The 25,442-nt window shown below is 58.5% G+C and carries 24 protein-coding genes and 7 pseudogenes; 13 read left to right on the forward strand and 18 right to left on the reverse strand.

Features of this window, described 5'->3' with window-relative positions; genetic code table 11:
* Positions 1-10 precede the first annotated feature (10 nt).
* Positions 11-142: pseudogene (locus LDH74_RS22070) on the reverse strand (IS6 family transposase); the annotation flags it as partial.
* Positions 143-497: 355 nt separating this feature from the next.
* On the opposite strand from LDH74_RS22070, the gene aroE reads away from it, so the two are divergent.
* A complete protein-coding gene (gene aroE / locus LDH74_RS22075; RefSeq protein WP_226042626.1) occupies positions 498-1,298 on the forward strand; it encodes a shikimate dehydrogenase in 801 nt (266 codons plus the stop codon).
* A 179-nt stretch (positions 1,299-1,477) separates the two neighbouring features.
* Here aroE and LDH74_RS22080 read toward each other — a convergent pair whose 3' ends face one another.
* From LDH74_RS22080 to LDH74_RS22100, 5 genes and pseudogenes are all read right to left on the reverse strand, one after another.
* Positions 1,478-2,527, reverse strand: coding sequence for a glycoside hydrolase family 88 protein (locus LDH74_RS22080; protein ID WP_226042627.1), 1,050 nt, complete (start codon positions 2,525-2,527; stop codon positions 1,478-1,480).
* A gap of 606 nt (positions 2,528-3,133) precedes the next feature.
* Positions 3,134-3,772 (reverse strand): bifunctional 4-hydroxy-2-oxoglutarate aldolase/2-dehydro-3-deoxy-phosphogluconate aldolase, encoded by a 639-nt coding sequence (locus LDH74_RS22085; RefSeq protein WP_226042628.1) that lies wholly within the window; start codon positions 3,770-3,772, stop codon positions 3,134-3,136.
* Positions 3,773-3,837: 65 nt separating this feature from the next.
* Positions 3,838-4,803, reverse strand: coding sequence for a bifunctional 2-dehydro-3-deoxygluconokinase/2-dehydro-3-deoxygalactonokinase (gene kdgK1 / locus LDH74_RS22090; protein ID WP_226042629.1), 966 nt, complete (start codon positions 4,801-4,803; stop codon positions 3,838-3,840).
* Positions 4,804-4,808: 5 nt separating this feature from the next.
* Positions 4,809-5,222 carry a hypothetical protein gene (locus LDH74_RS22095; RefSeq protein WP_226042630.1) on the reverse strand — a complete coding sequence of 138 codons (414 nt, stop codon included), beginning with the start codon at positions 5,220-5,222 and terminating at the stop codon, positions 4,809-4,811.
* An 809-nt stretch (positions 5,223-6,031) separates the two neighbouring features.
* Positions 6,032-6,493, reverse strand: a pseudogene (locus tag LDH74_RS22100) (hypothetical protein); the annotation flags it as partial.
* 45 nt (positions 6,494-6,538) lie between these two features.
* On the opposite strand from LDH74_RS22100, the gene LDH74_RS22105 reads away from it, so the two are divergent.
* The 3 genes and pseudogenes from LDH74_RS22105 (at position 6,539) to LDH74_RS22115 (ending at position 8,002) form a co-directional block, all read left to right on the forward strand.
* Complete coding sequence (locus LDH74_RS22105) at positions 6,539-6,880, forward strand: hypothetical protein (protein WP_226042631.1); 342 nt, start codon at positions 6,539-6,541, stop codon at positions 6,878-6,880.
* Between the two features lie 89 nt (positions 6,881-6,969).
* Positions 6,970-7,248, forward strand: a pseudogene (locus tag LDH74_RS22110) (IS6 family transposase); the annotation flags it as partial.
* Positions 7,249-7,330: 82 nt separating this feature from the next.
* Positions 7,331-8,002 carry a carbohydrate-binding family 9-like protein gene (locus LDH74_RS22115; RefSeq protein WP_226042632.1) on the forward strand — a complete coding sequence of 224 codons (672 nt, stop codon included), beginning with the start codon at positions 7,331-7,333 and terminating at the stop codon, positions 8,000-8,002.
* A 36-nt stretch (positions 8,003-8,038) separates the two neighbouring features.
* On the opposite strand, the gene LDH74_RS22120 is transcribed toward LDH74_RS22115, so the two are convergent.
* From LDH74_RS22120 to LDH74_RS26700, 6 genes and pseudogenes are all read right to left on the reverse strand, one after another.
* Positions 8,039-9,067: an SGNH/GDSL hydrolase family protein gene (locus LDH74_RS22120; protein ID WP_226042633.1), complete on the reverse strand. Its 1,029-nt coding sequence runs from the start codon at positions 9,065-9,067 to the stop codon at positions 8,039-8,041.
* 55 nt (positions 9,068-9,122) lie between these two features.
* Positions 9,123-9,691: pseudogene (locus LDH74_RS22125) on the reverse strand (IS6 family transposase); the annotation flags it as partial.
* 219 nt (positions 9,692-9,910) lie between these two features.
* A pseudogene (locus LDH74_RS22130) lies at positions 9,911-11,107 on the reverse strand (archaea-specific SMC-related protein); the annotation flags it as partial.
* 133 nt (positions 11,108-11,240) lie between these two features.
* Positions 11,241-11,336, reverse strand: a pseudogene (locus LDH74_RS22135) (ParA family protein); the annotation flags it as partial.
* A 263-nt stretch (positions 11,337-11,599) separates the two neighbouring features.
* Positions 11,600-11,845 carry a TRAM domain-containing protein gene (locus LDH74_RS26695; protein ID WP_345778565.1) on the reverse strand — a complete coding sequence of 82 codons (246 nt, stop codon included), beginning with the start codon at positions 11,843-11,845 and terminating at the stop codon, positions 11,600-11,602.
* 30 nt (positions 11,846-11,875) lie between these two features.
* Positions 11,876-12,034, reverse strand: a complete 159-nt coding sequence (locus LDH74_RS26700; protein ID WP_345778566.1) for a hypothetical protein — start codon at positions 12,032-12,034, stop codon at positions 11,876-11,878.
* Between the two features lie 387 nt (positions 12,035-12,421).
* On the opposite strand from LDH74_RS26700, the pseudogene LDH74_RS22145 reads away from it, so the two are divergent.
* The 4 genes and pseudogenes from LDH74_RS22145 to LDH74_RS22160 all read left to right on the forward strand — a co-directional run.
* Positions 12,422-12,576 (forward strand): annotated as a pseudogene (locus LDH74_RS22145) (ArsR family transcriptional regulator); the annotation flags it as partial.
* Positions 12,577-12,677: 101 nt separating this feature from the next.
* Positions 12,678-13,373 carry a nucleotidyltransferase domain-containing protein gene (locus LDH74_RS22150; RefSeq protein WP_226042634.1) on the forward strand — a complete coding sequence of 232 codons (696 nt, stop codon included), beginning with the start codon at positions 12,678-12,680 and terminating at the stop codon, positions 13,371-13,373.
* Positions 13,366-13,875: a DNA-binding protein gene (locus LDH74_RS22155; protein WP_226042635.1), complete on the forward strand. Its 510-nt coding sequence runs from the start codon at positions 13,366-13,368 to the stop codon at positions 13,873-13,875. Before LDH74_RS22150 ends, LDH74_RS22155 begins: the two co-directional genes overlap by 8 nt.
* Positions 13,876-13,902: 27 nt before the next feature.
* Positions 13,903-15,156, forward strand: a complete 1,254-nt coding sequence (locus LDH74_RS22160; RefSeq protein WP_226042636.1) for a phage integrase SAM-like domain-containing protein — start codon at positions 13,903-13,905, stop codon at positions 15,154-15,156.
* On the opposite strand, the gene LDH74_RS22165 is transcribed toward LDH74_RS22160, so the two are convergent.
* Together LDH74_RS22165 and LDH74_RS22170 are read right to left on the reverse strand one after the other, a co-directional pair.
* Positions 15,153-15,830 carry an IS6 family transposase gene (locus tag LDH74_RS22165; protein ID WP_226042872.1) on the reverse strand — a complete coding sequence of 226 codons (678 nt, stop codon included), beginning with the start codon at positions 15,828-15,830 and terminating at the stop codon, positions 15,153-15,155. The two genes, LDH74_RS22160 and LDH74_RS22165, sit on opposite strands and share 4 nt — an antisense overlap.
* A gap of 441 nt (positions 15,831-16,271) precedes the next feature.
* Positions 16,272-16,460 carry a 30S ribosomal protein S17e gene (locus LDH74_RS22170; protein ID WP_226042637.1) on the reverse strand — a complete coding sequence of 63 codons (189 nt, stop codon included), beginning with the start codon at positions 16,458-16,460 and terminating at the stop codon, positions 16,272-16,274.
* A gap of 614 nt (positions 16,461-17,074) precedes the next feature.
* Between LDH74_RS22170 and LDH74_RS22175 the strand changes: the two genes are divergently transcribed.
* Positions 17,075-17,257, forward strand: a complete 183-nt coding sequence (locus tag LDH74_RS22175) for a 30S ribosomal protein S17e (protein ID WP_226042638.1) — start codon at positions 17,075-17,077, stop codon at positions 17,255-17,257.
* Positions 17,258-17,721: 464 nt separating this feature from the next.
* Entirely contained in the window at positions 17,722-19,050 is a 1,329-nt protein-coding gene (locus tag LDH74_RS22180; RefSeq protein WP_226042639.1) for a 5'-deoxyadenosine deaminase, read from the forward strand.
* A 139-nt stretch (positions 19,051-19,189) separates the two neighbouring features.
* Here LDH74_RS22180 and LDH74_RS22185 read toward each other — a convergent pair whose 3' ends face one another.
* Positions 19,190-19,447 carry a PhnD/SsuA/transferrin family substrate-binding protein gene (locus LDH74_RS22185; protein WP_226042640.1) on the reverse strand — a complete coding sequence of 86 codons (258 nt, stop codon included), beginning with the start codon at positions 19,445-19,447 and terminating at the stop codon, positions 19,190-19,192.
* 245 nt (positions 19,448-19,692) lie between these two features.
* On the opposite strand from LDH74_RS22185, the gene LDH74_RS22190 reads away from it, so the two are divergent.
* Positions 19,693-19,929 carry a sulfurtransferase TusA family protein gene (locus tag LDH74_RS22190; protein WP_226042641.1) on the forward strand — a complete coding sequence of 79 codons (237 nt, stop codon included), beginning with the start codon at positions 19,693-19,695 and terminating at the stop codon, positions 19,927-19,929.
* Positions 19,930-20,001: 72 nt separating this feature from the next.
* On the opposite strand, the gene LDH74_RS22195 is transcribed toward LDH74_RS22190, so the two are convergent.
* Together LDH74_RS22195 and cofC are read right to left on the reverse strand one after the other, a co-directional pair.
* Entirely contained in the window at positions 20,002-20,382 is a 381-nt protein-coding gene (locus LDH74_RS22195) for a Rid family detoxifying hydrolase (RefSeq protein WP_226042642.1), read from the reverse strand.
* A gap of 54 nt (positions 20,383-20,436) precedes the next feature.
* Positions 20,437-21,075 carry a 2-phospho-L-lactate guanylyltransferase gene (gene cofC / locus LDH74_RS22200; RefSeq protein ID WP_226042643.1) on the reverse strand — a complete coding sequence of 213 codons (639 nt, stop codon included), beginning with the start codon at positions 21,073-21,075 and terminating at the stop codon, positions 20,437-20,439.
* Between the two features lie 204 nt (positions 21,076-21,279).
* On the opposite strand from cofC, the gene LDH74_RS22205 reads away from it, so the two are divergent.
* Both LDH74_RS22205 and LDH74_RS22210 read left to right on the forward strand, forming a co-directional pair.
* Positions 21,280-22,671 carry an NCS2 family permease gene (locus tag LDH74_RS22205; RefSeq protein WP_226042644.1) on the forward strand — a complete coding sequence of 464 codons (1,392 nt, stop codon included), beginning with the start codon at positions 21,280-21,282 and terminating at the stop codon, positions 22,669-22,671.
* A 95-nt stretch (positions 22,672-22,766) separates the two neighbouring features.
* The gene (locus LDH74_RS22210; RefSeq protein ID WP_226042645.1) at positions 22,767-23,975 is read left to right on the forward strand and encodes an MFS transporter; all 1,209 of its coding nucleotides are present in this window, start codon (positions 22,767-22,769) and stop codon (positions 23,973-23,975) included.
* Positions 23,976-24,021: 46 nt separating this feature from the next.
* Here LDH74_RS22210 and LDH74_RS22215 read toward each other — a convergent pair whose 3' ends face one another.
* Positions 24,022-25,242 (reverse strand): molybdopterin molybdotransferase MoeA, encoded by a 1,221-nt coding sequence (locus LDH74_RS22215; protein WP_226042646.1) that lies wholly within the window; start codon positions 25,240-25,242, stop codon positions 24,022-24,024.
* Positions 25,243-25,442: the final 200 nt, after the last annotated feature.

Raw genomic sequence — 25,442 nt, forward strand, 5'->3', positions numbered from 1 at the left:
TCATGACTGTTGTCTCCCGAAGCGAACAACCGGTCTGATGGAGGCGGACGGCGAACGTCCTGACGGGCGTCGCCGTCCGCTCATTCTCCCAAAATTCTTCAAAATCCGGTTCATAGCTCTCGTTGAGCAGGTCTGCGAGCATCTAACCAATTCACTCAACGACCTGCTCACTTCTTAAATTGACTCAACTAGACAGTGCCAATCTGAAGGGGTAGGGGGGACGGTGTACGTGAAACGGGACGGTTTCTCCTCCCCCGAAACGAAAATCGAACGCCTGCCGATCTCGCCGTTCGACGGCAAGTCGACTCGTCGCCGATATTGCACGCTCGTTTGCAACTACGGCGGGATGTCACGCATACGAGCGCCCCGACAACCCGTTTCCGACGTTAGCGCCGGATGATCGATCGAAATCGACGGATCGAAGAACGACGATCGCCGTTCCGCTCCCCGCCACGGGGATCGCCATGATTATTTTTCTTGCCATCGCAGGAGGAGATATGGATGTCTATGGTATCATCGGAAACCCCGTCGAACACTCACTGTCACCACCGATGCACGAAGCCGCCTTTCGCGAGCACGGAATCGATGCCAAGTACGTCACCTTCGAGGCCGATCCCGATCGGATCGAGGAGGCGTTCCGTGGCGCGGATGCGCTCGGGATCGACGGTCTGACTGTCACGCTGCCGTTCAAACACGACGCCTTCGAGTTCGCCGAGCCGGACGAGCAGATCCGACGGGTCGGGGCGGTCAACACGATCGACTTCACTGAGAACGGGCCCGTGGGATACAACACCGACATGACCGGGACGCTCCGCGCCTTCGAGCATCACGACGTGAACCTGAAAGACACTCGTGCGGTCGTCGTCGGTGCTGGCGGTGCTGCCCGGGCGCTAGCCTTCGGCTTCGAGGACGCGGGCGCCGACGTACAGATCGCCAACCGGACGGCGTCCAAGGCTCACGACCTCGCCGACGAGGTCCCGGGTGCGACCGGTCACGGACTCGAGGACCTTTCCGACCTGATGGCCGACGCCGACGTCGTCGCCAACGCGACCAGCGTCGGGCTGGAGTCCGACGAATCGGTCGCGCCGGCCGACGCCTGGCACAGGGACCTCGTGGCCTTCGACGCGGTATACAAGCCGCTCGAGACGCGGTTCTTGACGGATGCGGCGGCCGCTGGCGCCCAGACGATCGACGGCGCCTGGATGCTGCTGTTCCAGGGCGTCGGCGCCTTCGAGACGTGGACGGGCGAGGACGCACCAGTCGAGACGATGAACGGGGCGCTGCGCAGTCACCTGTAACTCACGCTCGGCGACGACTGCGAACTGCGAGTTGACCGTTCGAGCGCACCTATTTCGTTTCTTTCGCTGGTCGCCGTGAGGCGTGGCCCGTCGATGGACGGCGAATCGAGGCCATCGGTTCGGGCGCGTCAGCGACCGATTCGGCGTCGATAGCGGGCAGAGGTAAGTCCCCGACCTGATCAGACGTCAGCGTCCGACTCGAGGACCCGCTTGCCGGCGATCAGGAACCAGCCCTGGCCGTAGAGGTTGATCGCCTGCGGAGCCTCCGGACCGCCGGGCATCGCCGCATTGCGCTGGACCGCACCGTCGGGGGTCACGACCGTCTTGGCCGCACCGATCGCGTCTTCGGCCACCTCGCGGTATTCCTCGTCGAGTAGGCCCCGATCGACGGCCTCGGTGAAGGCGTAGGCGTACTGGAGGGTTCCCGACGTCTCCAAATACATCGTGTCGTCGTCGATGAGGTGGTGCCAGAAGCCGCTGGCGTCCTGGTACTCGGCCATGCTCAGGAGGTGGTCACGGACGAGCTCCTCGAGGCGATCGCGCTCGGGGTGGTCTTCGGCCACGTAGTCTAACGTGTCGAGGACGCCCGTGGCGAACCAGCCGTTGCCGCGCAGCCAGAGCGAGCCGTCGGGATAGTTGTTGGGATGCTCGCGCCAGATGTGCCGGTAGAGGTCGGTGTGCGGATCGCGGAGATGTTTCGCGTGGACCAGGATCTGGTCGACGGCTTCGTCGATCGCTTCGGGCGTGTCCGTGAGCTGGCCGTAGCGGGCCATGAACGGACACATCATGTAGATGGCGTCGATCCACAGTTCGATGTCGTCCATGTGGTGAGTAATCCCCCCGTCCACGCTTCGAGGCGCGTCCTCGTGGAGGTACTCGAACTGTCGTCGGCAGGCGTCGAGGTAGGAGTCGGGACCGCCGTTTTCGTAGACCTCGAGGGCGAGGATGGCGACAGCTCCAGCGTCCGGAATGGGACGGAAGATACGGTGTTCGTCCCACTCCGGTACGACGTCGATCGATCCGTAGGCCATCAACCCGTCGCTCGACTGCGATCGGACGGCCCAGTCGATATACCGTTCGGCGATCTCGGTGTGTTCGTCGTCGTCCGTCGCCAGCAGGCCGCGGAGCGCCATCGGCCGTTCACCCTGAATGAAGTCCTCGAAATCGAGGTCGAACGTGTACTCGGCGACGGTCGGGAGCAGTTCTTCTAACGGACGTTCCATGGGCATATGCGGATATGTGACGGATTATCACTTAAGGTTATAGATGTCGATCCGGTCAACGACTATCGAATCGACCTATCGTGTGTTCGATCGGTTCGTTGAGGGTCTCTCCAATCACGATGATTGGCAGAGGGAAATCCGATGTAGTCCATCGCGATGTGAACTCACGTTCGGGAGCCGGGAATCCTGGACGATAACGGATCTTGACGCCGAAATAGCAGCTATTGACGTCGTGAATTGATAGAATTGGACAGTAATCACTCCTGGGAGATGCGCGTATTGACCCACGCTACGACGTTTATTACATACGTACATCCGTAATGTTCGTGAGACGGGAACCGATCTCACTCGCCGGTCTCGAGGACGTGACGAGGTGGATCATCGGCGATCCCACCTCACGCACGCCGGCGAGTGGTTGACCGTAGATCGGTCGGTCGGCTCAGGCCCGTACGGCTGCTCGAGCCCATTTTTGAGCCAGACCTATCTAAACCCCGAACAGTACTCAAAAAGCGAGATCTCAGAAGGGAAAGCATAGCGAGCGATAGCGACTGTCGCGTCGTTTCCTCACGACCTACGGACCTCGAGCCGAATCGAATACGACCGACCGCTATTTCAGTTTCGTGCTGACTCGACAGTGTCGACCATTCGGCGCGCGTTCTCGGTGATCGTTGCGTAGTCCTCGTTCGCGACGGCGTCGTCCTCAACGATCGCGCTGCCGGCGCCGACGGCGACGGCTCCAGCCTCGATGTACGCCGCCGCGTTCGACGGACCGACGCCGCCGGTCGGGACGAGCGGGATCTGCGAGAGCGGGCCACCGATTGCGGCGACGTGTTCCGGCCCGCCAGTTTTCGCCGGAAACACCTTCACGAAGTCGGCGCCCGCTTCGTAGGCTCGCAGTGCTTCGGTCGGCGTGAACGCGCCCGACGCGATAGGCGTCCCGTAGCGGTTGCTCACCTCGATGACGTCGGTGTCGACGGTCGGCGTCACCAGAAACTCCGCACCAGCCAACTGCACGGCCCGCGCCGTTTCCGCGTCCAGGACGGTCCCTGCGCCGACGAGGACGTCGTCGAACCGACTCGAGAGCGTCTCGATCGTTTCCAGGACGTTCTCTGTATCCGCCGTCACCTCGAGCGCCGTGACGCCGCCGTCGGCGACTGCCGAAGCGACGTCTATCGCAACGTCCGGCTCGACGCCTCGAAGGATTCCGATTACACCGCCGTCCACGATCTGCTCGATCTTTTGAACACTCATACGGAGTGCCAACGGAGGATGCCTACTAAATTACACTGATATTGATCGGTCCACGGTACGGACAGTTACCTGTCGATCGCGGCACCTCCATTGGCGATGACTGTCTCGACCTCGTCTTCAGTGATCACCGCCAGATCGCCTTTGACCGTCCGTTTCAGCGCTGCCGTCGCCGCCGCCCATGTCAACGCGTCCCCGACGGACGCATTGCGGACGTACCGCGAGAGGAACGCGCCGACGAACGCGTCGCCGGTCCCGATTGGGTCGAGCGTCTCGGTGTCGAACGCGGGCTGACTCACGCTCTCGTCGGCGGTGCTCGCGACTGCGCCGTCCGACCCCCGTGTTACGACGACTATCTCACAGTCGAACCGCGTGCGGAGTCCGTCGGCGATCGCTTCGCCCGTCCCGTCGACCTCGAGTATCGACCGGGCGTCGCGCTCGGGGGCGAACAGCAGATCGACCTTCGGGAGGAGCTCCTCGTACGCCGACCGCGCTGTCGATCGCGACCAGAGTTTACTCCGATAGTTGAGGTCGAAGGCGGTCGTGGTGTCGATGTCCAGCAGTTCGCCGGTTGTGTCGGACAGCGTTTCGGACAGCGCCGGCGTGATACCCGTGGTGAAGAATACGTCCGACGATCGAATCGCGTCGATCGGCACGTCGTCCGGTTCCGCCGTCGTTATCGCCGCGTCGTGCCGGTCGTAAATGACGTTCGTTCCGCGCGGTTCTCCGCCCTCTTCGATGTAGTACGCTCCCTGTCTCCCCTCGTCGCTCCAGACGACCGCCGGCGTAACGCCGTGCGACCGTACTTCGGTGGTCACGCGCCGACCGAGCGACGTCTCCGGAAGTTTCGATATCCAGACCGCGTCGGCGCCGAGCCGACTCGCCGCGATCGCGACGTTGCTCTCGGCGCCCGCCGTCCGGAAGTCGAGCGACTCCGCCGTTTCCAGTCGCTCTCCGCGTTCCGGCGACAGGCGGAGCATCGTCTCACCGAACGTCGTGATATCGGTCGTCGTCTCATCGGTGGAATCCGTCATACTTGTCAGTTGCCAGTTCCCGGCGACGGACATAACTTTGGGGATTCCCGCCGGAACGCCGGGAACCTGTCGGGGTCACCTGCGAGGGCGTGGGTACACCGCGTATCGCGATAGAAACCGATCCGATTCGGCAGCGCCGACGAATGCGAGTGGAGCGGACACCGCCGGAAGAATTGCGTTCCCACTCTCGATAATCCGCAAGAACGATACTCCGTCGACGAGACCGGGTCCCGCGCCGCCGTGTGGACGTGTCCGGCCTGCAGTCGTCCGAGGTCGTACAGCCCGTTGCCGCCGGCGTCGACGTCGGCGTCCCACTCGTACCACGGCTGGTTGCCCGTAGTCGGTCCGTCGCCGGATCCCCGCCGCCCGCTCGCCGTCCCCGAGAGCGCGCCGAGTCCGGTCGCGCCGAGCACCGCCACGCGCCGCGTCGGCCCATCGAGAGCGGTGTGGTATCGGCCGTGTCCGTCTTCGCGGTTCGGTTCGTGTGACCGGGCTCCGTCGACCCGACCTGGTTGCTATCATTTCCCATGTTAACTCCTGACGTAATTTCGCAACAGCGTATTCCGCAATACACCATCATATAATTGTTTGTATATGAATTACAATTATATATGATTATTAATAATATTTACTGATCAAGTACTCTAACGTCTGTTCGATGCGTCAGTGTGTATGGCAGGCAGTCACACCGATCAGCAGACGGGGTCCGATATGTGGCCTACTCGAGCAGAAAGTTCCGGGTCCTCCGGCCGGAAGACGGTCGGCAATACCGGACGTCCGTCATAGAGCGGATATCGGAAAATCCGACAACGTGTCGGAGTCGACTGCGCTACGACGATCACGTTCGTGATAGTTGCACCGCCTCCCGGACTTTTGTTCGCTCCCACCGGATAGATTCTCGGTATCTCGAGGCCGACGATCGGTGGGCCGGTGTGGGGCGCCTTCGTTCGCGATACGACGGGCCCGCCACGCCGGTTGCCCGTCCGTTTCCCGAATCGGTATCGGCTGAGGTCGGTCCTCGAATACAGCTGTACAGATGTAAATATAGAGGCTATACCGTGCTACCGGTGACCGATCACGTTCGCCATTGCCGGACGAGAAGGTCCCCCACACGTGGGCGCTGACTGACACGGCCGACGACCGCGCATCGACGGCGCTGACCGCTACGATTCTTGTTCACTCCATCGGGTCTGTCTCTCGAGTCACCCGCCGGAACCGGACGCAGGCGTCACTCGAGGCGCCGGTCCCGCGTCTCCCGCGGTCCGAGATACGATCGGCGAGTGTCGCCGTCGATATGGACGATCACTCGATCGACGACGACGCCAGGATCCATCGCGTACAGTGACAGCATATGACGACCGGACCCCTCGAGTTCGTGGCTCGTCATCGAGCGGACGGTCGAGCGGAGCACGTTCCGCTGCCACTGCGGGTCGTGTTCGCTGCCGTTCGCGTCGAAGTCGACGACCGTCGGCTCGGCGTCGTCGATCGCGACCGCGTACCGGTGGGGCGTCGAATCGGTCGGCGCGTGCGTCGGAAGCAACTGAACCTCGACGTGGACGTCACCGGCATCGGCCTCGAAATCGTACTCGAGGCGTGCCGCTCGCTCGCGGACTGCGTCGTCGTCGTCGTCGACGCGGGGATCATCGATCGGGCGCCCGGCCATCGCGGTCCCGGTCGTTCGACTGAGGCATTCGACGGGTTCCCAGCGCGTCTCTGCCTGAGTTGCGGCCGTCGGATGATTGGCCTCGAGTCGCTCCGCCGGACCGTAACGATCGACCGAACCGACGGCGTCGTCACGGTCGGCGACGACGTGGTGTTCTCGAACGCGGACAACACGTTCGAGTCTCCGCTCGTCTCCACGTTTCCGATTCGAAGCGACGAGCGAGGACTCGTCATCACCGGCGACCGCGGTCGCCTGCGAGTGACGCCGAACGGTCCGGACGCTAACCGCAGCGTCGAACGGCTTGCGGACGCTATCGAGACGGCCGACGGGACGTGCGACGTCTACCGCGCTCGCATTGAACGGACCGTCAGTAGCCGCGTAACTTCGCTACAGCTACGGATAGAACCTGACTAAGATCGAAATCTATGACTCATATGGTAGACGGCAGTGTCTAGTCAGGCCAGTTTGAGGAACGAGCAGGTCGTGGAGTTAGTTTGGAGAGAATCGCAGACCCGCTCAGCGAGTGCGACGCAGCGGAATTTGATGAATCTTGGGAGCGAAAGCAGACGGCGACGCCCGTCAGGGTGTTCGCCGTCCGTCTCCACGCGACCGGTTGTTCGCTTCGAGAGACGCAAGCCATTCTTCGCTGTCTCGGCGTTGAGCGCTCTCATCAAGCAATCTGGCACTGGGTAGATCGGCTGGTTGACGGCGTTCCAGACCCGCCGATTGCTTCGCCGTCGCGGGTCGCCATTGATGAGACCGCTGTCAAGATCAACGGCGATTCGATGTGACACTCGCGATCGTCGGTCGCCAGCCCCGACAGAAATCGGTATATTATAGCCCATCGAGGGTCGAACGTGTCGCGTGAAGCAGTACACGATCACCCGTGCACAAAGCGACGTCCCTCTCGGTGACGCTGTCAACGGAACGCCGTGGGAGGAGGCAGCGGAGTTTCGCATCGACGAGTTCTCGTGGTACGAGGGCGGTCCGAAACCGCTCACGACCGGTCGCGTCTGCTACGATGACGAGGCGATATACCTGCAGTTCTTCGTCGAGGACCCCGATATCATCGCTGCGGTGACGGAGCTCAACGGTCCGACCTTCGAGGACAGTTCCGTCGAGTTCTTCGCCGATCCGACTCCCGACGAGGACTCAATGTACGTCAACTTCGAGCCGAACTGCTGTGGTCAGTTCAAGCTCGCCTGGCAAGCAGCTGGCTGGCAGGAGCGAGGGATCGATCGCGACCTCGTCTCGCCCGAACTCGCATCCCGAATTTCGGTTCGGACGTCGGTCCCTGGCCCGACGACGGCGGGTGACTCTGCCGACAACTGGTGGCTCGCAGCCGCGATTCCCTTCGATGTCCTCTCGAGACTGACCGGCCGCGAGATTGCGCCGACCGCGGGGACGGAGTGGCGGGGTAACTTCTACCGGAGTGGTGTCGCTTCCGACTCCCAGAAGGCGACCTGGAACCCCATCGAGAAACCCGTTCCCGACTACCACTCGCCGGAGTACTTCGGTCGGCTCCGGTTCGAGTGACTCCTCGGTGGCGCTAAAACAAGCGAATTGATGCTGTCAGTCCTCGAGCAACGGCTCGAGTTCGGCAGCGAGGTTCTCACCTATCGTGATCATGGCGTCGTCACCAGGGTGGACCAGATCGGCGGTGAGGCCGCCGATGGTAGGCAGCAGTTCAGGCCCCTCGAGGAGGTGGACATTTTCATGGGGTGTCTCGGCGACGACCTCGCGGAGTTCCTCGCGGAATCGCTCGCACAGTCCGTCGGGGTCAGCACTTCGACAGACGTCCCGGGCGTTGCGGAAGATGGTGATAGCGACGACCGGGTTGTTGCGATGGGCGCTCGCGACCCGGTCGATCAGCTGCGCAGCGCGTTCGCGGAACTCCTCGGGGGAGAAGGTCCCGACCATGTTCACCGAGATCGAGAGCGTTGCGATATCCCAGTCATCGCGCTCGGCGATGTGATCGGCCATCGCGGCGTCGCAGTAAGCGGTGCCACAGGAGCCGAGGTTGATCAGGTCGGCATCGAGCCGACGGGCCGTCTGGCTGACGTAAGTCAGGTGCTCGCCCAGCGGCGCCTCGCCTTCGGTGATCGAAGTGCCGTACGCGAGGTAGCGCCGATCGGGCAGTTCCTCCTCGCGGGGCGGACGGACGTCGCCCTCGAGGTCGTGATAGACCATCGGTCCGCCGCGGTGCTCGCCGGGTAACTGGATCCGACAGACCCGCGGATCGAACGCGAGATCGTCGCGGACCGACGGCTCGAGGTCGGTCAGCTTCTCCGGAAGCGCGACCGAAATCGTCGTCGGGTCGTCGCCGATGACGACCTCGGTCGCGCTCTGGATCGGTCCCCAAGAGACTCGGACGGTCCCGTCCTCGGAACTCCCTCCGGGAATCGTCGAGAGCGTCACCGTCGCGGGACCGTCGGGGACGAATCGGAGTTCGACGCCCGCGGGGTGGCGCATCCGCGACTGCGCACCGTCGTTGAGATTAGTTCTGACCGCTTTCGGAACCCGTTGTAGCAACTTCCCGTCTCGACCCTCGATCGACTGCACGTCGCCGACGTTGTGAAACTGGATACCGTCGTAGTGCATACGGATACGTTCTCCCGCTACACTATCAACTGTTTGGGATTCCGGTCGGTCGTGTTTAGTTTGTATCATTGTGCTGGGCTACAAAGGCTTGGAGCCACGATTCAGCTGCTGACGGTTGGCGTGACTGAAACAGTTTGAGAACGAAGATTTATATTGTTTTATCTCATAGAAGATACGTTCAACAGCGTTCCGGTTTCCCTGTTTTTCGTATCGAAATCGGAGCCCAGATCGACGGAGTGCAGTCTGAATATGTTTTGCTCCATCGATGAGAAACAGGGTATCGTCAAGATTCTATTTCTCAGTGATTCCATGTAGGAAGCGTTCTGTCAATGCGGTCGTAGTTGTCGAATACAGCAGTAGTTGGAGTATTTTGTTCGTTTCTGGATCAACCGCAGCGTACAGCTAATAGCGATATTCGTCACGTTAAATCACCGTTTCCTCGAGCACGACGTGATTCGACCTCGCATCATCTGTCGGCTGTAGATCGCACTTGTGAACCCAATCGTGGACTGCCTTTCGACTGCGTTCGACACCAAAAATATGTAATTTTCGAACAGTGTTCGAAATAGAGAGACCAACAAGGTGGAGTCAAATGCCGAGCTCCATCCGCTGCCGTGGTGTGCGGCGTCAACGGAATTCTCGAGTTTCGAAAGCGTCTGCATTGCGAATTATGTCGACGAGAATGAGAACTACTGCCACTAAAAGAAGAGCCACTACTACCAAACCATTAAAAATGGTTCTCCTGTCGGGAACGGATATACGCCGCCAGCTGAAGACTGATGACAAGTCCTCTCGTGAGAAGGGGAACCGCTCGGTCGGTATCAGTTATATCTCTGTGATTACTCAGTGATTCCCTTCGATTGCCTGTGCGTCCTCGTCCAGCAGTGCCACGACGAGGTACGGCACGTAGGATTCGAAGTACTCGACGAGGTCGGCGATTCGCTCCGAATCGATCGCCTCGAGCGAGTCAAGGAGCATGAACGGAATCGTCTCGTAGACCTCGTGGACGAGATAGCCGGCCAACGCGAACACGAGGCCGGTCACTTCCCGTTCGCTCTCGCTCAGATGATCGATCGAATCCTCGTAGGCCGCGTCATCGTCGGTACTTCGCACGATCGTGAGGTCGAACGACGACTTCGTAACTTTCCGACGGCCTTCGCGGACCTCGCGGCTAGTTCGATCGATCCAGATCCGATCTAAATTGGTATATCCGAGCGTCTCGAGCAGGTTCTCCATGTGCTCGTTGAACGCTTCGACTGCATCCTGTTCGATCTGGTCGATCCGTGTGCGGAGGCTCGTCAGTTCGTCGGTAACATCCTCGCGACGCGCTTCGAGTCCGTCGCGGTCGTCGAGTCGGTCCTCGATCGTTTCGAGTTCTTCTTCGACTTCGTCCCGTTCGCGCTCTTTTCGCTCGAGTTCGAACTCGAGTTGATTGACCTCCTTGTGCTGGTCGAGGACGTCGCTGTAGTCCTCCGTTTCCAACTCGTTGATCTCGCGTTCGAGTTCGTCGATCGCATCGGTCAGCTCCTCACGCTCGGCCGTCAGCTCTTCGAGTCGATCGCTCCGCCGATTGATTTCGTTGTCAGTCGACTCGAGGCGGCGACGCGTTTGTTCGTACTCCGTCCGATTTTCCTCGATATCGGCGACCGCCTTCCGCCGGTCGTCGAGTTCGGCGCTGATTTCGGAGCGCTCCTCGAGGCGGTCCTCTCTCGCGGTCCGGAGCTGGTCGATAGTCATCTCGATCTGCTCTCGAGCGACTGCGGACCCACAGGTCCAACACGTGACCGTCTCCTCGTCAGCGAGCAACTGATCCGTCACGGGATCATCGCCCTCCTCATCGTGGCCCGCGTTCGGCTCGAACGAATTCGGCGCTTCGAGGAATTGCTCGTTGAACTGGATCGTGCTCTGGAGTTGCGAAATCTCCTCTGAGAGCTCGTCTTTCTCCTCCTGAAGCGTTTCTATTTCCGCTCGGAGTCGACTGATTTCTGACTCGTCGCCCGTCGACAGAGAATCGAGTTGCTCCTGAATCTCCGTTCGTTTACACGCACTGACCATGTTCTTCGGTGAACAACCAGACCGTCTCCCCCGTCTTCTCCGCCAGCGACTCGAGCTCGAGACGCGACGCCGCCACGATGGGAAGGCGTTCTCTGGCCTGGATGCCAATGTCGAGAAACTTCAGGCCCGCTCGAGCGTGTGCGACTGCCAAGTTTGCGGCTGTCTTCGTTTTGCCCACCCCACCTGCCTCGCTGTACGTTGAGTACGCTAACATACTCTCGTCATGAACACCATCCATATTGAAAGTCCGGTGTGTTCATTCTTTCCTGGAGTTCGTTATGTGTTGTGGTGGAGTTCACTGATGAACACCAGCAGTGAACATTATGAATGAACACAGATAACGAACACATGTAGGAGAAACACTCAGTGGAGCGTCTTAATGAATGTATGAGGGGAACACACCTACTGAAGCGTCTTAATGACTGTATTTGATAGAAGTCATTAGTGAACCCGAGGACGGCGTCGGGGGACCTGTCGTTATCTAACTTCAGGATCGGTCACTGGCTTGGCGAAGGCAACCGACTCCCGCACATTCGTGATCTCAACGTCGGCCTTATCGCCGGGTTGGATCCCGGAAACGACCACGACGAACCCTCGTTCCACCTTCGCAATTCCGTCACCTTGGTCGTCCAGTGTATCGATGGTCACTGACCGCACCTCGCCCTCTTCTACCGGCAGTGTCCCATTCACATGGCGGTTCCGATCGCGGTCGTCGTTTGGCACTGGTTCCGAGTTGGCCTGTCCATCTCGAGCTCAGTCCGCTGAGGCAAGCAGCGCCACCCGGTAGACATCACCAGTTGAGAGTGAGCTTTCGTCGACGAACTCCTTCGGAATCGATACCGTGTACTGGTCCCCGCGCTTTTCGAGTGCCGTTTCGTAGAGAAGACGTAACAAATCCTGAATCTCTGCCATTACCGGCTGTATGGCGGGCTGACTGAAGGAAATTTGATTGTCCAGCGGATCAACCGGCTTCGCAAACTCTCCACCAATTCGATATAGCGGAATACAGTTCACAACCACGTCACCATCGTCTATTCGGTGGATAGGCGTCTGGAAACCCCCGAAACCGATGGATTGTTTCGATTTACTTGTTGGTCATGATTACCCCAATAATCACGACCACTTTGAAGTACCCCGACGCCGTCGGGTAAGCACGAATGTTGCAACCGCCTCATGACGCCGCTTTCTCCGGGGTAGAGACGCTGAGAGTGGGGGTCTTTCTGCAGTTACCGAGTGGTTTTCGAATTCACCTCCCCAGCCGGAAGCCTGATCACGAATTATTGACAATCCGTAATCGAGATGGCGAACTCACCTCCCTGGTCGGACAAGCCACCCATTCAGCAGCTTCAGACGGTCGTCGACCTCCTCGAGACGCCAATACTCGCTCAGATTTATGTCCCATTTTGCAGCACGGTCCCGTCACTTTTTCCGAGATCGTCGACGAACTCGGTATCCGGATGTCTTTCTCCGCAAGCACGTTGATCCCGTAGTGAGTATTTAGGTAGAATCAGGTCCACATATAATGTTTTTATAGTAGTAGTCCGTGTCACGTCATATGAACCGCGAGACGGAAAGTACGGATTCGCCTGGAGCATCTATTTCGCTTTCGGTACCCCCTTCAGATCCGGAACTATTCAAACATAAGGCGACGAGTGATGTCCTTTTATTTTTAACAAACCATCGATTCAGTGACTTTTCGCTGCGAGAACTTGCGACACAGATCGGCCATTCACACCAGTCCGTTCGACGGGCTGTGAATGTTCTCAGTTCGAATGATCTGGTCACAGAATCTCCCAAAAGCAACCAGCGCCTTGTTCAGATCAACAGACAGCGCCTTTCCATCCCAGACGATCCGATTCTTCGGATTCCCCAATCGGAGTATCACCAGCCGGTCAAAACTGCTGTAACGAAGCTCCGTGAGAACATTAGTGACGTCGTCGGCATCATCCTGTACGGGAGTGTTGCCCGGGGAGATGCTGACCGACGAAGCGATATCGATCTCTGGGTGCTGGCTCGCTCTGAGCGGGCCGAAAGGCAACGAGAATCGAACGCCATCGCACGCGACCTCGAAGAGATGGAATTCGATGGTGACCGGTACGCGTACGATATCGACGTCGAGGCCGTCCAAGCGATTCCGGCCTACACCGATGACATTCGGGAAATCATCGTCTCGGGAATTCCGGTCTACAAGACGAGTGACTTCGAAACTGTCGAAAACCTCCTTCTGGAGGAAGGAGCTGCCGATGAGTAGCGGCTCAGACCCGTCATCTGTGCTCGCAGCACTTGAGCGTGCGCAGGACGCCTTCGAGATGGTTGGACGAGGTCGGACAGAATTCGAGGACGGAATTAGCGCCGATGCAGACTGGAAGACACAACTGACGAAAGCATGTCGCCTTCTCGAAGTTGTTGACACACTCCAAGCACAAGACGGGTACTACACTGCCGTCATCGAGGTCTGTTTCGGGGCCATTGAACGGTCGATCGAGGCGTATGCCCTCTCGATGACGACCGATACACTCCAAGATTTCCAGGATCATCAGTTCAGCTACGAACGTGCCCATCAGATCGGGCTATTCGAGAGGCAGACTGCAGAGGAGATGAAGAACCTCTACAGCGAAAACCGGACTGAGAGTTATTACGGTGGCGGTCGTCCAACCGAAGAACAAGCGGACGCAATGACCGAACTCGCAATCGCTGTCCATCAGTTCGCGGTGAGTCAGATCCGGGAGGGCGGCGTCTGTCTGTGTGACTGACTCCATTAGACACTTAGAGAGAACACTATGGACCAGAATACATCCACAGGACGAACGCAATTGACCCCATTTATCGACTCGTTCGAGCGCTACCTCCAAGACAAGGGGAAAGGCCGCGGTGGGGACGGCGGGAACTACCGACGCAACGCAGCGCGCGAGCTCGAGCGGTTCTTCGAGTGGGCTGCCGGCGACCGCGGCGACGACTGGGCCGGGATCGTCCCCGACGATGTCGACCGAAAGCCCACCTTTGAGGACCTCGACGAACGCGTCTTTCGAGAGTACGCCCGGCACCTCGCCGGTGATCGAGGGCTCAAACAGAATACTGTACAAACCTATTACCGCTATATCTCTGCGTGGTGTGGCTGGTGCGTCAACGAGGGCTACCTCGAGGCGCACTACGCGCAGCGGGCGAGTGCGATGGCACCACTCCCCGACGACGACGGCCGCAAGCCCGGTGACCAGCAGGCCTGGACGTCCGAACAACGCCATGCCATCACTCGGCACGTTGACGAGCGAGCCCACGATGCCATCGAGATGTACACGACACTCCCGGAAGATGTCGGTCCCCTCGACAGACAGCGAGCGCGATACACGGCGCTGAAAGCTGCCCGTGAACGCGCCCTTGTGTTCGTCCTCGCCTACACAGCTGTCCGTGTCGGGGAACTGCTTCGAGACCCGAACGACCCGCGCCGGCGCGGGGTCCGATGGGAGGAAATCTCGCTCGAGGACGGGAGCATGGACGTCTATCGGAAGAAACAGCAGTGGGACGCTGCGAGCCTCCCCGATCCGGTTATCTCGCCGCTTCGGAGCTATCAAAAGTTGATGGAGCCACCAACTGAGCACTGGCCAGTGTTCCCGACGTTCGACCAGCGGACGCTCGCGACGCTCGTGGAGGATGAGTTGGCCGATCGAGGAGAACGCCCGGCTGCAGTCAGCGAGCGACGTGGCGAGTACGCTCGTGACCTCTTACTAGCTCTCGACGAGGACATTCGACCGCCGTCGATCACGACAGATGGAGCACGGTCGGTTCTCCAACGACTCTCAGAGGTCGCGGAGATCGATATCGACCATCCGAAACACGACTATCTCGCGCCCCACGGTGGTCGTCGTGGGATGGGGGAAGTTCTCGTCCGCGCGTTCGGGTACACGGTAGCAGCCCGCTATTTGGATAACTCCGAGGAGATGGTTCGTGAGCGTTATTCACATATTGAAGCAGGAGAGCTAGGTGATGTTGCTACTGAGGCCCTCGAGGAAATCGACAGTATATCGGGCACTGTCTAGTTTAGCACCTCCGCTGGCGTCTGTCTGTTGAGTGATTGGTCCGGTCGTTGTGTGTTATAGTAGTGTGCAAACTGGTCAAGCCATTCTCTAACGCTCGCCTGACTGCCTATCCAGGAGTTATAGAAGCGATCAACGCGAATTTTGAAGGTGTGAACCCACTTTTCAATCAGGTTTAGATTACAGTAATCAAGCTGATATTTCCATCCTAATCGGGAGATGGCAGTCAGATGTCCATAGCCGTCAACGAGAAATACCGTCTCGGAGAGATCGTGCTTCTTGATCAACCTAGGTAGGAACGCAGCAGATCGATCTGTGCCTCGTCGTCCGAAGATTGCGATATCGAGAATCAACCGCGAGTCTAAGTCAATTGCAGTATATACCCAAGACCAGTCGCCATTGATCTTGACAGCGGTCTCATCAATGGCGACCCGCGACGGCGAAGCAATCGGCGGGTCTGGAACGCTGTCAGCCAGCCGGTGTACCCAGTGCCAGATTGCTTGATGAGTGCGTTCAACGCCGAGCAAGCGAAGAATAGCTTGTGTCTCTCTAAGCGAACAACCGGTCGCGTGGAGACGGACGACGAACACCCTGACGGGCGTCGCCGTCTGCTTTCGCTCCCAAGATTCATCAAATTCCGCTGCGTCGCACTCGCTGAGCAGGTCTGCGAACTGCAAAGCCAAACTAGCTCTACGACCTGCTCGCTTCTCAAACTGCGCTAACTAGTGTTGCTTCAAGCGTTATTTGAGACGGGATAGAGCGTTCGAAGTTTGGTTCGAGCGACTGCTGTAGCGAACTGCCACTCAATAGCGGACGGCACATTGTTTCGCTGCTGTTCCCACGTAGCGACCTCCGAACGGAAGGTCGCTGCGTCAGGAATCCGCCGATTCAAGCATTAAGTCTCGAGTGCTCTGAGCACGCCGATTGCCGGCCCAGAGGTAAGCTCGCGGATGAACTAACTTGAAAGAAAGGAGGCTCCCGAAATGATTCGATGGCAAGTAGATATTCAGGCCGTAAGCCCCATGGGCGGCGGCAATCCGGAAAATCGTAAAAGGCGCAGGACAGATTTTCCCTCTGAGTCGCCTGAATTCGATCGGTAGAGACCAGCGGGGATCGTACTATAAGCTGCGCTCTTTCATCTTTCTGGTAATATAACCAGCGATTCGATTTCTCACCCGCTTAGCCTCTACGCTGGTTAACTGTTCGACACGAACCTTGTTCTCCTCGAAGTCGTCGGTGAAAGTGCTGGGATGTTGTTCGATTAACGAATCACCGATAGACATGATTTCGTTGGCGTTCGAGGGCATAGTGATAGCACGATAGCATTGACAATAGTTCTTTGGCAAACTTTGTATTGGTAGTTGATAACGATTGGCTTTGCGAGCAGACGCGGTTGTGATGTCGATTGTGGAATCCAACTCTTCACAGGCGGTGATTGTCGATCTTCGGAGTGCCATGTGTCGTCGATATATTAATTGCCCTCTAGTCAGAAGGTGAGATGAGAGCAATCACCATGACACGAAGCGTCACGATAACTATCAGAGAAATGCCTACTGAACAGACTCGCGTTTGCCACTTCGACGAACTGTCGGAACGAGCAAAAGACTGTCTCCTACGGACAATCGAGAACGAGATCACGGCCGGGGTTGATCCCGAAGTCGCTACAGAGCTCGTACAGTACGACCTGATCAAATTCGTCGAATACTACGACGTTCAACTCACTGATCACGGAGCCAGCGGCTCGGTTTCCGCTTAACGTCCTGGTTGATAACTATAAAACCGCTTATAAATATGGGCAAGGTGAGTGGGAATATATAGGGTTCTGGATATAAATGGAATGTGTCGATTTTTGTCGGAAGAACCGGTAAGAGGGCAGATCAACCAAAGGACTTAAGAATAAAATGACCGAAGACAGTAACTGATGACGGCAGAACCAGAAGATATTATCAGCATCGGAGACCGCTTGTTACGTCAGCATCCCGACTCATTCACGAACGATTTCAGTACGAATAATCAGGTAGTAGCGAAGATGACCAACGTCGGATCAACACGGATCAGAAACAGGATAGCTGGGTACATAACCCGAAAGCGAGCCGAAAAGTAATCAGACGGCACTCGTTTTCGTGGGTCGATTCTGTGATCTGGCTTTCGTCTAGCCCACGTCCAGTGCCGATTTTGTACACGTATTCCTGAACTGCCCCACCCTTCAGAATCAGCGCAGTCGTGCGTATAACGATACTGTTCACCATCGGTTTCGCTCGCTTGTCCGGGAGAAATTGCGCAGACGGACGACTGCGTCTCAGCGTCCAATTGAGAACGGTACATCCAATCGCGGTCCGTACGCGCCGACCATTGTTTAACAGACTTAGTATGTTAATCTACGGTATCAGGGAGAACCGTTTCCACGGCTCACGAGTACACGACGGCGAAGCCACACATTCGATACGAAACAGCTACACACTCTATACGCCCGATTCCTTAGGGATCCGACTGCGTCATTGAGACTCGAACGTCTCGAAGAGAAAAGGAAGAAAGATTTTTGGAGATATATGTAGTAACTGCTAACAGATGTTAATCGCTGGCACGGTAATCGTCGACTCCAGTACCATCATCCGTGACGGTGCCGTCGTCGTAGATAATTCGGTCATCGAGAGCGTCGGGAACCGAGGTGATCTCGTTGATCGGTATCCCGATCACAAGCAAGAGGAGTACGATGTTCTTCTCCCCGGCCTCGTAGGAGGACACATTCACTCCGTACAGAGTCTCGGTCGTGGAATCGCCGACGATACGGAACTCCTCGACTGGTTGTTCGACTATATTCTACCGATGGAATCGTCGCTTTCGGCCGAGGAGATGGAAGTGGCTGCGAAGCTCGGATACCTCGAGATGATCGAGAGCGGAACGACAACGTGCGTAGACCACCTCTCCGTCGACCACGCGGATAAGGCATTCGAGGCCGCGGGAGAGATCGGCATTCGAGGGGTTCTCGGCAAAGTACTGATGGATCGTCGCTCACCGAAGGATCTCTTGGAAGACACGTCGGAGGCACTGGCAGAGTCGGAACGCCTCATCGAGAAGTACCACGGTTCGTTCGACGACCGCATTCGGTATGCCGTCACCCCGCGGTTCGCTGTCTCCTGTACCGAGGAGTGTCTGCGCGGCGCTCGCGAACTCGCCGACGAGTACGAGGGCGTCAGAATCCATACGCACGCGAGCGAGAATCAGAGTGAAATCGAAACCGTCAAGGAAGATACCGGAATGCGAAACATTCACTGGCTAGACGAGGTCGGCCTCACCGGTGACGATGTCGTCCTCGCCCACTGTGTCTGGACGGACGAAAGCGAACGACGGGTCCTCGAAGAAACAGGGACTCACGTCACTCACTGTCCGTCCTCAAATATGAAACTCGCAAGCGGCATCGCCCCAATCTGGGACTATCTCGATCGAGATATCAACGTCGCGCTCGGCAATGACGGGCCACCCTGTAACAACACCCTCGATCCGTTCACGGAAATGCGACAGGCGAGCCTCCTGCAGAAAGTGGATCGGCTCGATCCGACCGCAACTCCTGCCAGCGAGATATTTGAAATGGCCACGATAAACGGCGCGAAAGCGGCCGGCTTCGACCGTCTGGGAGCACTCCGCGAAGGCTGGCACGCCGACATCGTGGGCATTCGGACGGACATCACGCGTGCGACGCCGTTACACGATGTTCTCTCTCATCTCGTGTTCGGCGCTCACGGGGAGGACGTGATGTTCACGATGGTCGATGGCGATGTCCTCGTCGAAAACGGCGAAGTAACGACCGTCGATGCAGAAATTATTCGCCAGCAGGCAGACGATGTCGGACTCTCGATCGAGTCTCACCGCGAGGCGGCAAAGGAAGTGAAGCCGTGACTCCGAACGACTGTTTCCGCTGTGGTGTCTCTCTCGATAGCGACTAAACTAGCTTCCTGGTCGAGTACGTAATACCGTGGCAGCCGGCCGCAGATCAGGGATCGTCGAGTTTCGCGGCGACAAACACACCGCATCGCCGCTAGCCGTTATTTCCAGTATCGCGCTGAGCCGGACCACTTTTCCGCACCCTGTTTCGGCGCATCTGCGTCTGCGAGCGACCGATTTTCGGTAGCGTGAACTGCAGGCGTGTTCGCATCGTCATCGCCTGGACGAGGCCGGCGTAATCCGATGTCGTGAGCAGGTCGACTGACACGTCCAGTTCGGACTCGAGATACGTGGCGAGTTCGGTATTTTGCTCGATAGCCGTGTCGGGGTCGACGTCCGGAATGACTCCCATAGTGAGCGTCGGGGAGCGCTGCCCGGTCTGGAGGCAATTGCCGACGAGGCCAGTCCCAACCGTTCCGAGAACCGACCGTCTCGTTCTACCAGTGGTCACAGATTCTATCTATCTCGAGCGGAGTATGAATAGGTTGCCGTGACAGCAATCTTCCGGAGGCAGACCCCAACGGATAGCCGGTGTGTCGCGTCGTGCCGTTTCGGTGCTGGGACAACGTTATGGGTGTGTGTGCGCTGTCGTGTCATATGGAGATCGACGTGAGTGGCACAGTGTGTCCCCAGACGGTACTAATCGTGAAACGGTGTCTGGAGGAACTCGAGCCCGGTGACGAACTCACGGTAGTCGGAGATTATCCGCCAGCAGAACGGAGCATCCGACGCTCGTGCCATAAACACGGGTACGGCGTATCGACGGCGTCCACCACGGACTCCGAGTCGGAGTTCGCGCTGCGAATCCGCGTGACCAGCGCAGCAAAATCGTGACAAACCGGACAGAATCAGTGCGGGTCCTCGAGCCGGATGCAGGGTTCCGTGAACGGATCCCTAGCCGTCAGTTCACTCGCTCGACGCGATCGCTTCGATCTCGACACCGACTCCTTTGGGGAGGTTTGCAACTTCGACGGCACTACGGGCAGGAGGCTCGTCGTCGAAGAATTCGCTGTAGGTGTCGTTCATTTCCTCGAAATCGTCGATATCGTCCAGGAACACGGTCACCTTCAAGATATCGCTCATGTCCAGTCCCTCAGTCGACAGAACGCCCTGGATGTTGGACAGAGACTGATCGGCCTGCGTGGCGATCGGTTCGTCGGAGAGCAACTCACCGTCGGGCGTCATCGGTATCTGACCGGCGGTAAACACGAGGTCGCCATCGGTCGTCGCCTGACTGTACGCACCGACTGCCTCTGGAGCATCGCTCGAGCTGATAACTCGCTTCATACAGAGAGAGTCCCAGGCTTGCCTCTTAATAGTATTCTCTGACAAGGGAGACGACTACTGGGATGGCTCATGTGTGACGTCTGTGCGCCGAACGGTGGTCCGGCCGGCTCCCGATGCGAGCCGAAAGCCCTGATCGCGCAACCACTGGGTCGCGTGGCCCTCTCCGTGAAGCAGTAATTCTGCGAGATCGTCCGGTTCATCGACGTCGGTCGCGAGACGGTACGAATCGATCTCCGCCACCGCGGCGCCTATTTCGCGCGCTGTGGACCGATGGGCGAGATAGGAGTTGCCGTGATAATCGACTTCGAAGTCGGACGTACGGGAAACGAGCGCGTTCGTCCCGCCCCCTACGCCGCGCGCGAGCACGACATCCCCCTCCCTGGTGCACAGTCGCTCGAGCGCTGCGTCTGTAATCAACGGTAGATCGGCCATGACGACGGCTACCGCTGACGAAGCGGCCTGAAGTCGTTCGTTGACAGCACGCGAAAGCGACCGTTCGTCGACAGATACGGGACAGTCCCCGATCTCAAGCGGTGTCGAAGAGAGGATGAGTGGATCCCTTCCAGTGTCCTGAACGACGGAGACGACGTCTTGTAACATTGCCCGTGCGAACTCGTTCCGGTCGCCGTAATCGAAGAGCGCCGACAGCCTCGTTTTCGGGTCCCGACCGTCAAAGGGCACGATGACTCGCATGGTGATTCTCTCTCGTGGTTACCGGTACGACACCATCAATCTCCGCGTTTTGGTGTCGGATCGCTCCCGACACAATTCGCGGCTGTGGCTCGAATCCAGCACACAGATCTGGCAAACTGTGGTCACTGGGACGACGGCGGTTGTCCGTCGTTGCTATTTATGTTATCCGGAAATACTATCAGTTCGTGTCACACCACCCCACGTGTGACAGAGTCTAACGAGCAACAGTCGAAGGTGGCATCGTTCTTCGGCTACGAGAAGTACGGTACCGACACGAAAACGGAGGTCATTGCGGGGATAACGACGTTTCTGACGATGTCGTACATCATCGTCGTCAATCCGGTGATCCTCTCAGCTGCGATCAGCATCGACGGCTACTCCGACGGAGAGGTGTTCCAGATGATCGCGATCGCGACGATTCTCGCAGCGGTCGTGGGAACGGCCGTCATGGCCTTCTACGCGAACCGCCCGTTCGGACTCGCACCCGGAATGGGACTCAACGCGTACTTCGCGTTCACCGTCGTCATCACGCTCGGTGTCCCGTGGCAAACTGCGCTCGCGGCGGTGTTCGTCGAGGGACTCATCTTCATGGCGATGTCCTCGGTCGGCGCGCGGCGGTACATCATCGAGTTCTTCCCGAAACCGGTCAAGTTCGCCGTCGGGGCTGGTATCGGGCTGTTCCTCCTTCTGCTGGGACTCATCGAGATGAACGTCGCGGCCGCACACGATTCGACGTTGGTTACCTTGGGGAGCGTCGCCTCCGATCCGGTCGCTATCCTCTCCCTCGTGGGCCTGGCGTTTACGCTCATCCTTTATTCGCGTGACGTGACCGGTTCGATTATCATTGGGATCCTCACCACGGCCGTTGCCGGCTGGGGGCTGACGATCTCCGGCGTGGTCAACGATGGTCTCCTCACCCCTGGTTCCGTCCCCGAACCACATTACGATATTACGCCGCTGTTCGGCGCATTCCTGCAGGGGTTCCAGAACATCGAACCGGTCACGTTCATGATCGTCGTATTTACATTCTTCTTCGTGGACTTCTTCGACACGGCTGGAACGCTCATCGGCGTCTCCCAGTTCGGCGGGTTTCTGGACGACGATGGGAACCTACCGGAGATGGAAAAGCCGCTGATGGCGGACGCGATCGCGACGACCTTCGGAGCGATAGTCGGAACGACGACTGTCACGACCTACGTCGAGAGTTCCACGGGGATCGAAGAGGGAGGCCGGACCGGGATGACCGCTCTCGTCGTCAGCCTCCTGTTCCTACTCTCGCTCGTCGCGATTCCGATTGTCGCTGCCATTCCGACGTACGCGTCGTACTTAGCACTGGTCGTCGTCGGTCTGATCATGCTCGAGGGTATCACCGAAGTGAACTGGGAACAGTCCGATTGGCTGATCCCGGGTGGCCTGACGATGGTGATGATGCCGCTGACGGCGTCGATCGCCAACGGTATCGCGGCGGGGATCATCAGTTATCCGATCATCAAAGCGGCCCAAGGGGACCACCAAGACATCCACACTGCACAGTGGGTGCTCGCGGGAGCGTTTATCCTCTATTTTTACGTGACTTCCGGAGGTGTGATGGGATAGCTATCACAACGCTCGTTCCGGACGGTTGAGAGCGATGCCCGGGAAGACGACACACGAACCCCACCATCTCGATAGCGCGGATATATCGCCCTTACATGACACCTGTGTCCTCACGGCAAGCACGAGGAGACGTACCGTGGACCTCTGCGATCTTTCAGACGGTGCTGGCGTGTTCGCTCATCGGTGTGATGGGTGTCACCCTGATCAGTCCCATTCTACCGGACCTCCGCTCAGTATTCAAGATCAGCGATGCGCAAATAGGGCTCATGATCACAGCGTATACGCTCCCCGGCGTGTTTCTGACGCCGTTTATCGGCCTGTTATCCGACCGTCTGGGACGCCGGACGGTCGTCCTCCCTCTGTTGGTCCTCTTCGGCCTCGCCGGCGGTGGTATCGCGCTCGGCCCGTCGTTTCGCGGGGTGCTGGCCCTCCGATTCGTTCAGGGGATCGGCGGCAGCGGACTTATGGTACTGGCGATAACGCTCATCGGCGATTTCTACGGGGGAAAACGACGGAATAAGATCATGGGCGTAAACGGCAGTGCCATTGGCATCGGTGCCGCCACGTATCCTCTGCTCGGTGGAGCGTTAGCCACTATCCGCTGGAACATTCCGTTCGCGTTCTTCGGCCTCAGTCTCGTCGTCGGTGCTATCGCTCTCTTCACTCTCGAAGAACCCACGATAGCCGATCCGCCTGCGATCGGAACGTACGTATCGCGGGTGATCTCTGCGGTCCTCATCTCGAGAGCGCTCGGACTCTGGGCTGCAGCGTTTCTCACGTTTTTCCTGTTTTACGGGTGCATTCTAACAGTTCTCTCTCTGCTTTTGAGCGACGTTCATGGCCTTTCCGCTGGACAGATCGGCCTGCTATTCAGCATGGTTTCCATCGCCAACGCCACCACGGCGTCTCAGTACGGGCGCATCTCCCAGTACTTCGACGCACGGCAGTTGATCTCTCTCGGTTTCGTCGGATTCGGTGTCAGCCTCCTCGGCGTCTGGGCTGCTTCCACGCCGATACTGATCGGTGCGATGTTACTCTGTTTCGGCCTGGGATTCGGGCTCGTGATGCCCTCCCTCGATACGACTGTCGTGAGCCTCGTCTCAGGCCAACTTCGCGCGAGCATGATGGGGGTCCTGACGAGTATGCTCTGGCTCGGACAGACCGTCGGACCGATCGCGTTCACCGGTTTCGCGGGCGCCGCTTTCGACGAACCGGTGACCGGATATCGCTTTTCGTTGCTGTTCTGGGGGACGGCTACGCTCATCGGCGGTGTACTCGCGTTTCTAGCTCTCAATCGCCGATAGCGACGAAGAGACCACACGGTTTGCCATTGTTTGGTCACGGCACCGTCTACTCGATGACCGGATACGGTATCACGCGTACCGACTCCCCGGCTGCAAGATCCGACTCCGTTATGACGATACCGTCGGCTCGCGTCGCACGTGTGCTCGAGGAGAGGACGCTCGGATCGAACGTCTCTTCGTACACTTCGAGCGGGGAATCAACGTGGCCCAAGGGGATAGCGTTCCCCTCGTCAACCGTCACCGGCACTGCGTATTCGAATCCGGCCGTTCCGATACCGACGTCGCTCGTGAGGGTCGCATCGATCGTCGGTACCGGTTCCGTCTCGCCGACGAAGAACGAACGCATGACGAGTGTCGCAACCGTGTGCGCGCCGACTGGCTTTCCCGGAATCGCGAAGGCGACCGCATCGTGATCGGGGAGTCGCGAGACTGCGATCGGTTTGCCGGGACGAATCCGGACGCGATGGAACACTACCTCGCCCAACGCCTCGAGGGCTCGGATAACGTGATCCTTCTTGCCGACGCTCGTTCCGCCAGTCGTGATGACCACATCGTGTTCGTCGGCCAACTGCTCGATTCGGTCTCTCGTCCTCTCGTATTCGTCGGGAACCGTTCCCTCGATCGTGACACCGTGCTCCCACGAACGGACGAGCGCGGCCAGCATCGGCGAGTCGAGATCGGCGGTCTTCTCCTCGTGAATTTCGGATCCAGTAGCCAGTAACCCCGCGGAGAAGGGTTCGTACACGCTGACGCGTTCGATACCGAGGTCTCTGAGCAGGATCAGATCTTTCGCAGAAATCCGTTCACCGGGCCGAAACAGCACTTCACCAGCTGACACGTTGCTTCCCCGTTCGTACGTATACGTACCCGGTTCGAGGCTACTCCCCCTGAGTTCACCTGCTTCGACGGATGCTTCCTCGATCTTGAGCACGGCGTTTGCGCGCTCTGGGAGCGGTGCCCCCGTAGCGATGCGGGCAGCTGCCCCGGCCGCTAGCGACGGTGGCTCGTCCTCCGGAAATATCTCTCCGTCACTGACCGTGAAGGGATACGACTCGGTCGCGTCGACGGCGAATCCGTCCATGGTCGCGTGGTCGTGAACCGGAACGTCTCTGGGGGCAGTTATCGACTCTGCGAGAAACCGTCCAGCTATGCCGTCTCCGACGCTCAACTCTTTCGTCTCGTGGTTCGACAGCACTCGGTCGAGCACATCGAGAACCTCCCGCACGGCCTCGGAACGAGAGAGCATCGATTCGTGGTCGTGAGCCATAATACTGAGTTGGGTATATTATCACAAACCCCTTTCGTCCGTTTTTCAACCAAACGGGAACTCTCTGCGAACGGGCGGGCTCCTCGTAACGGAAAGAGAGGCCGCCAACATGTCGTTCAGTTACCGTTACACTCATCAGGTGCGATTCTAGTCTGCGTACCGTTTTCGACCCATCACGCGATTTCGTCGTGCCAAACCGC

The organism is Natrinema sp. DC36, from assembly GCF_020405225.1.
In the GTDB taxonomy this organism is placed as follows: Archaea; Halobacteriota; Halobacteria; order Halobacteriales; family Natrialbaceae; genus Natrinema.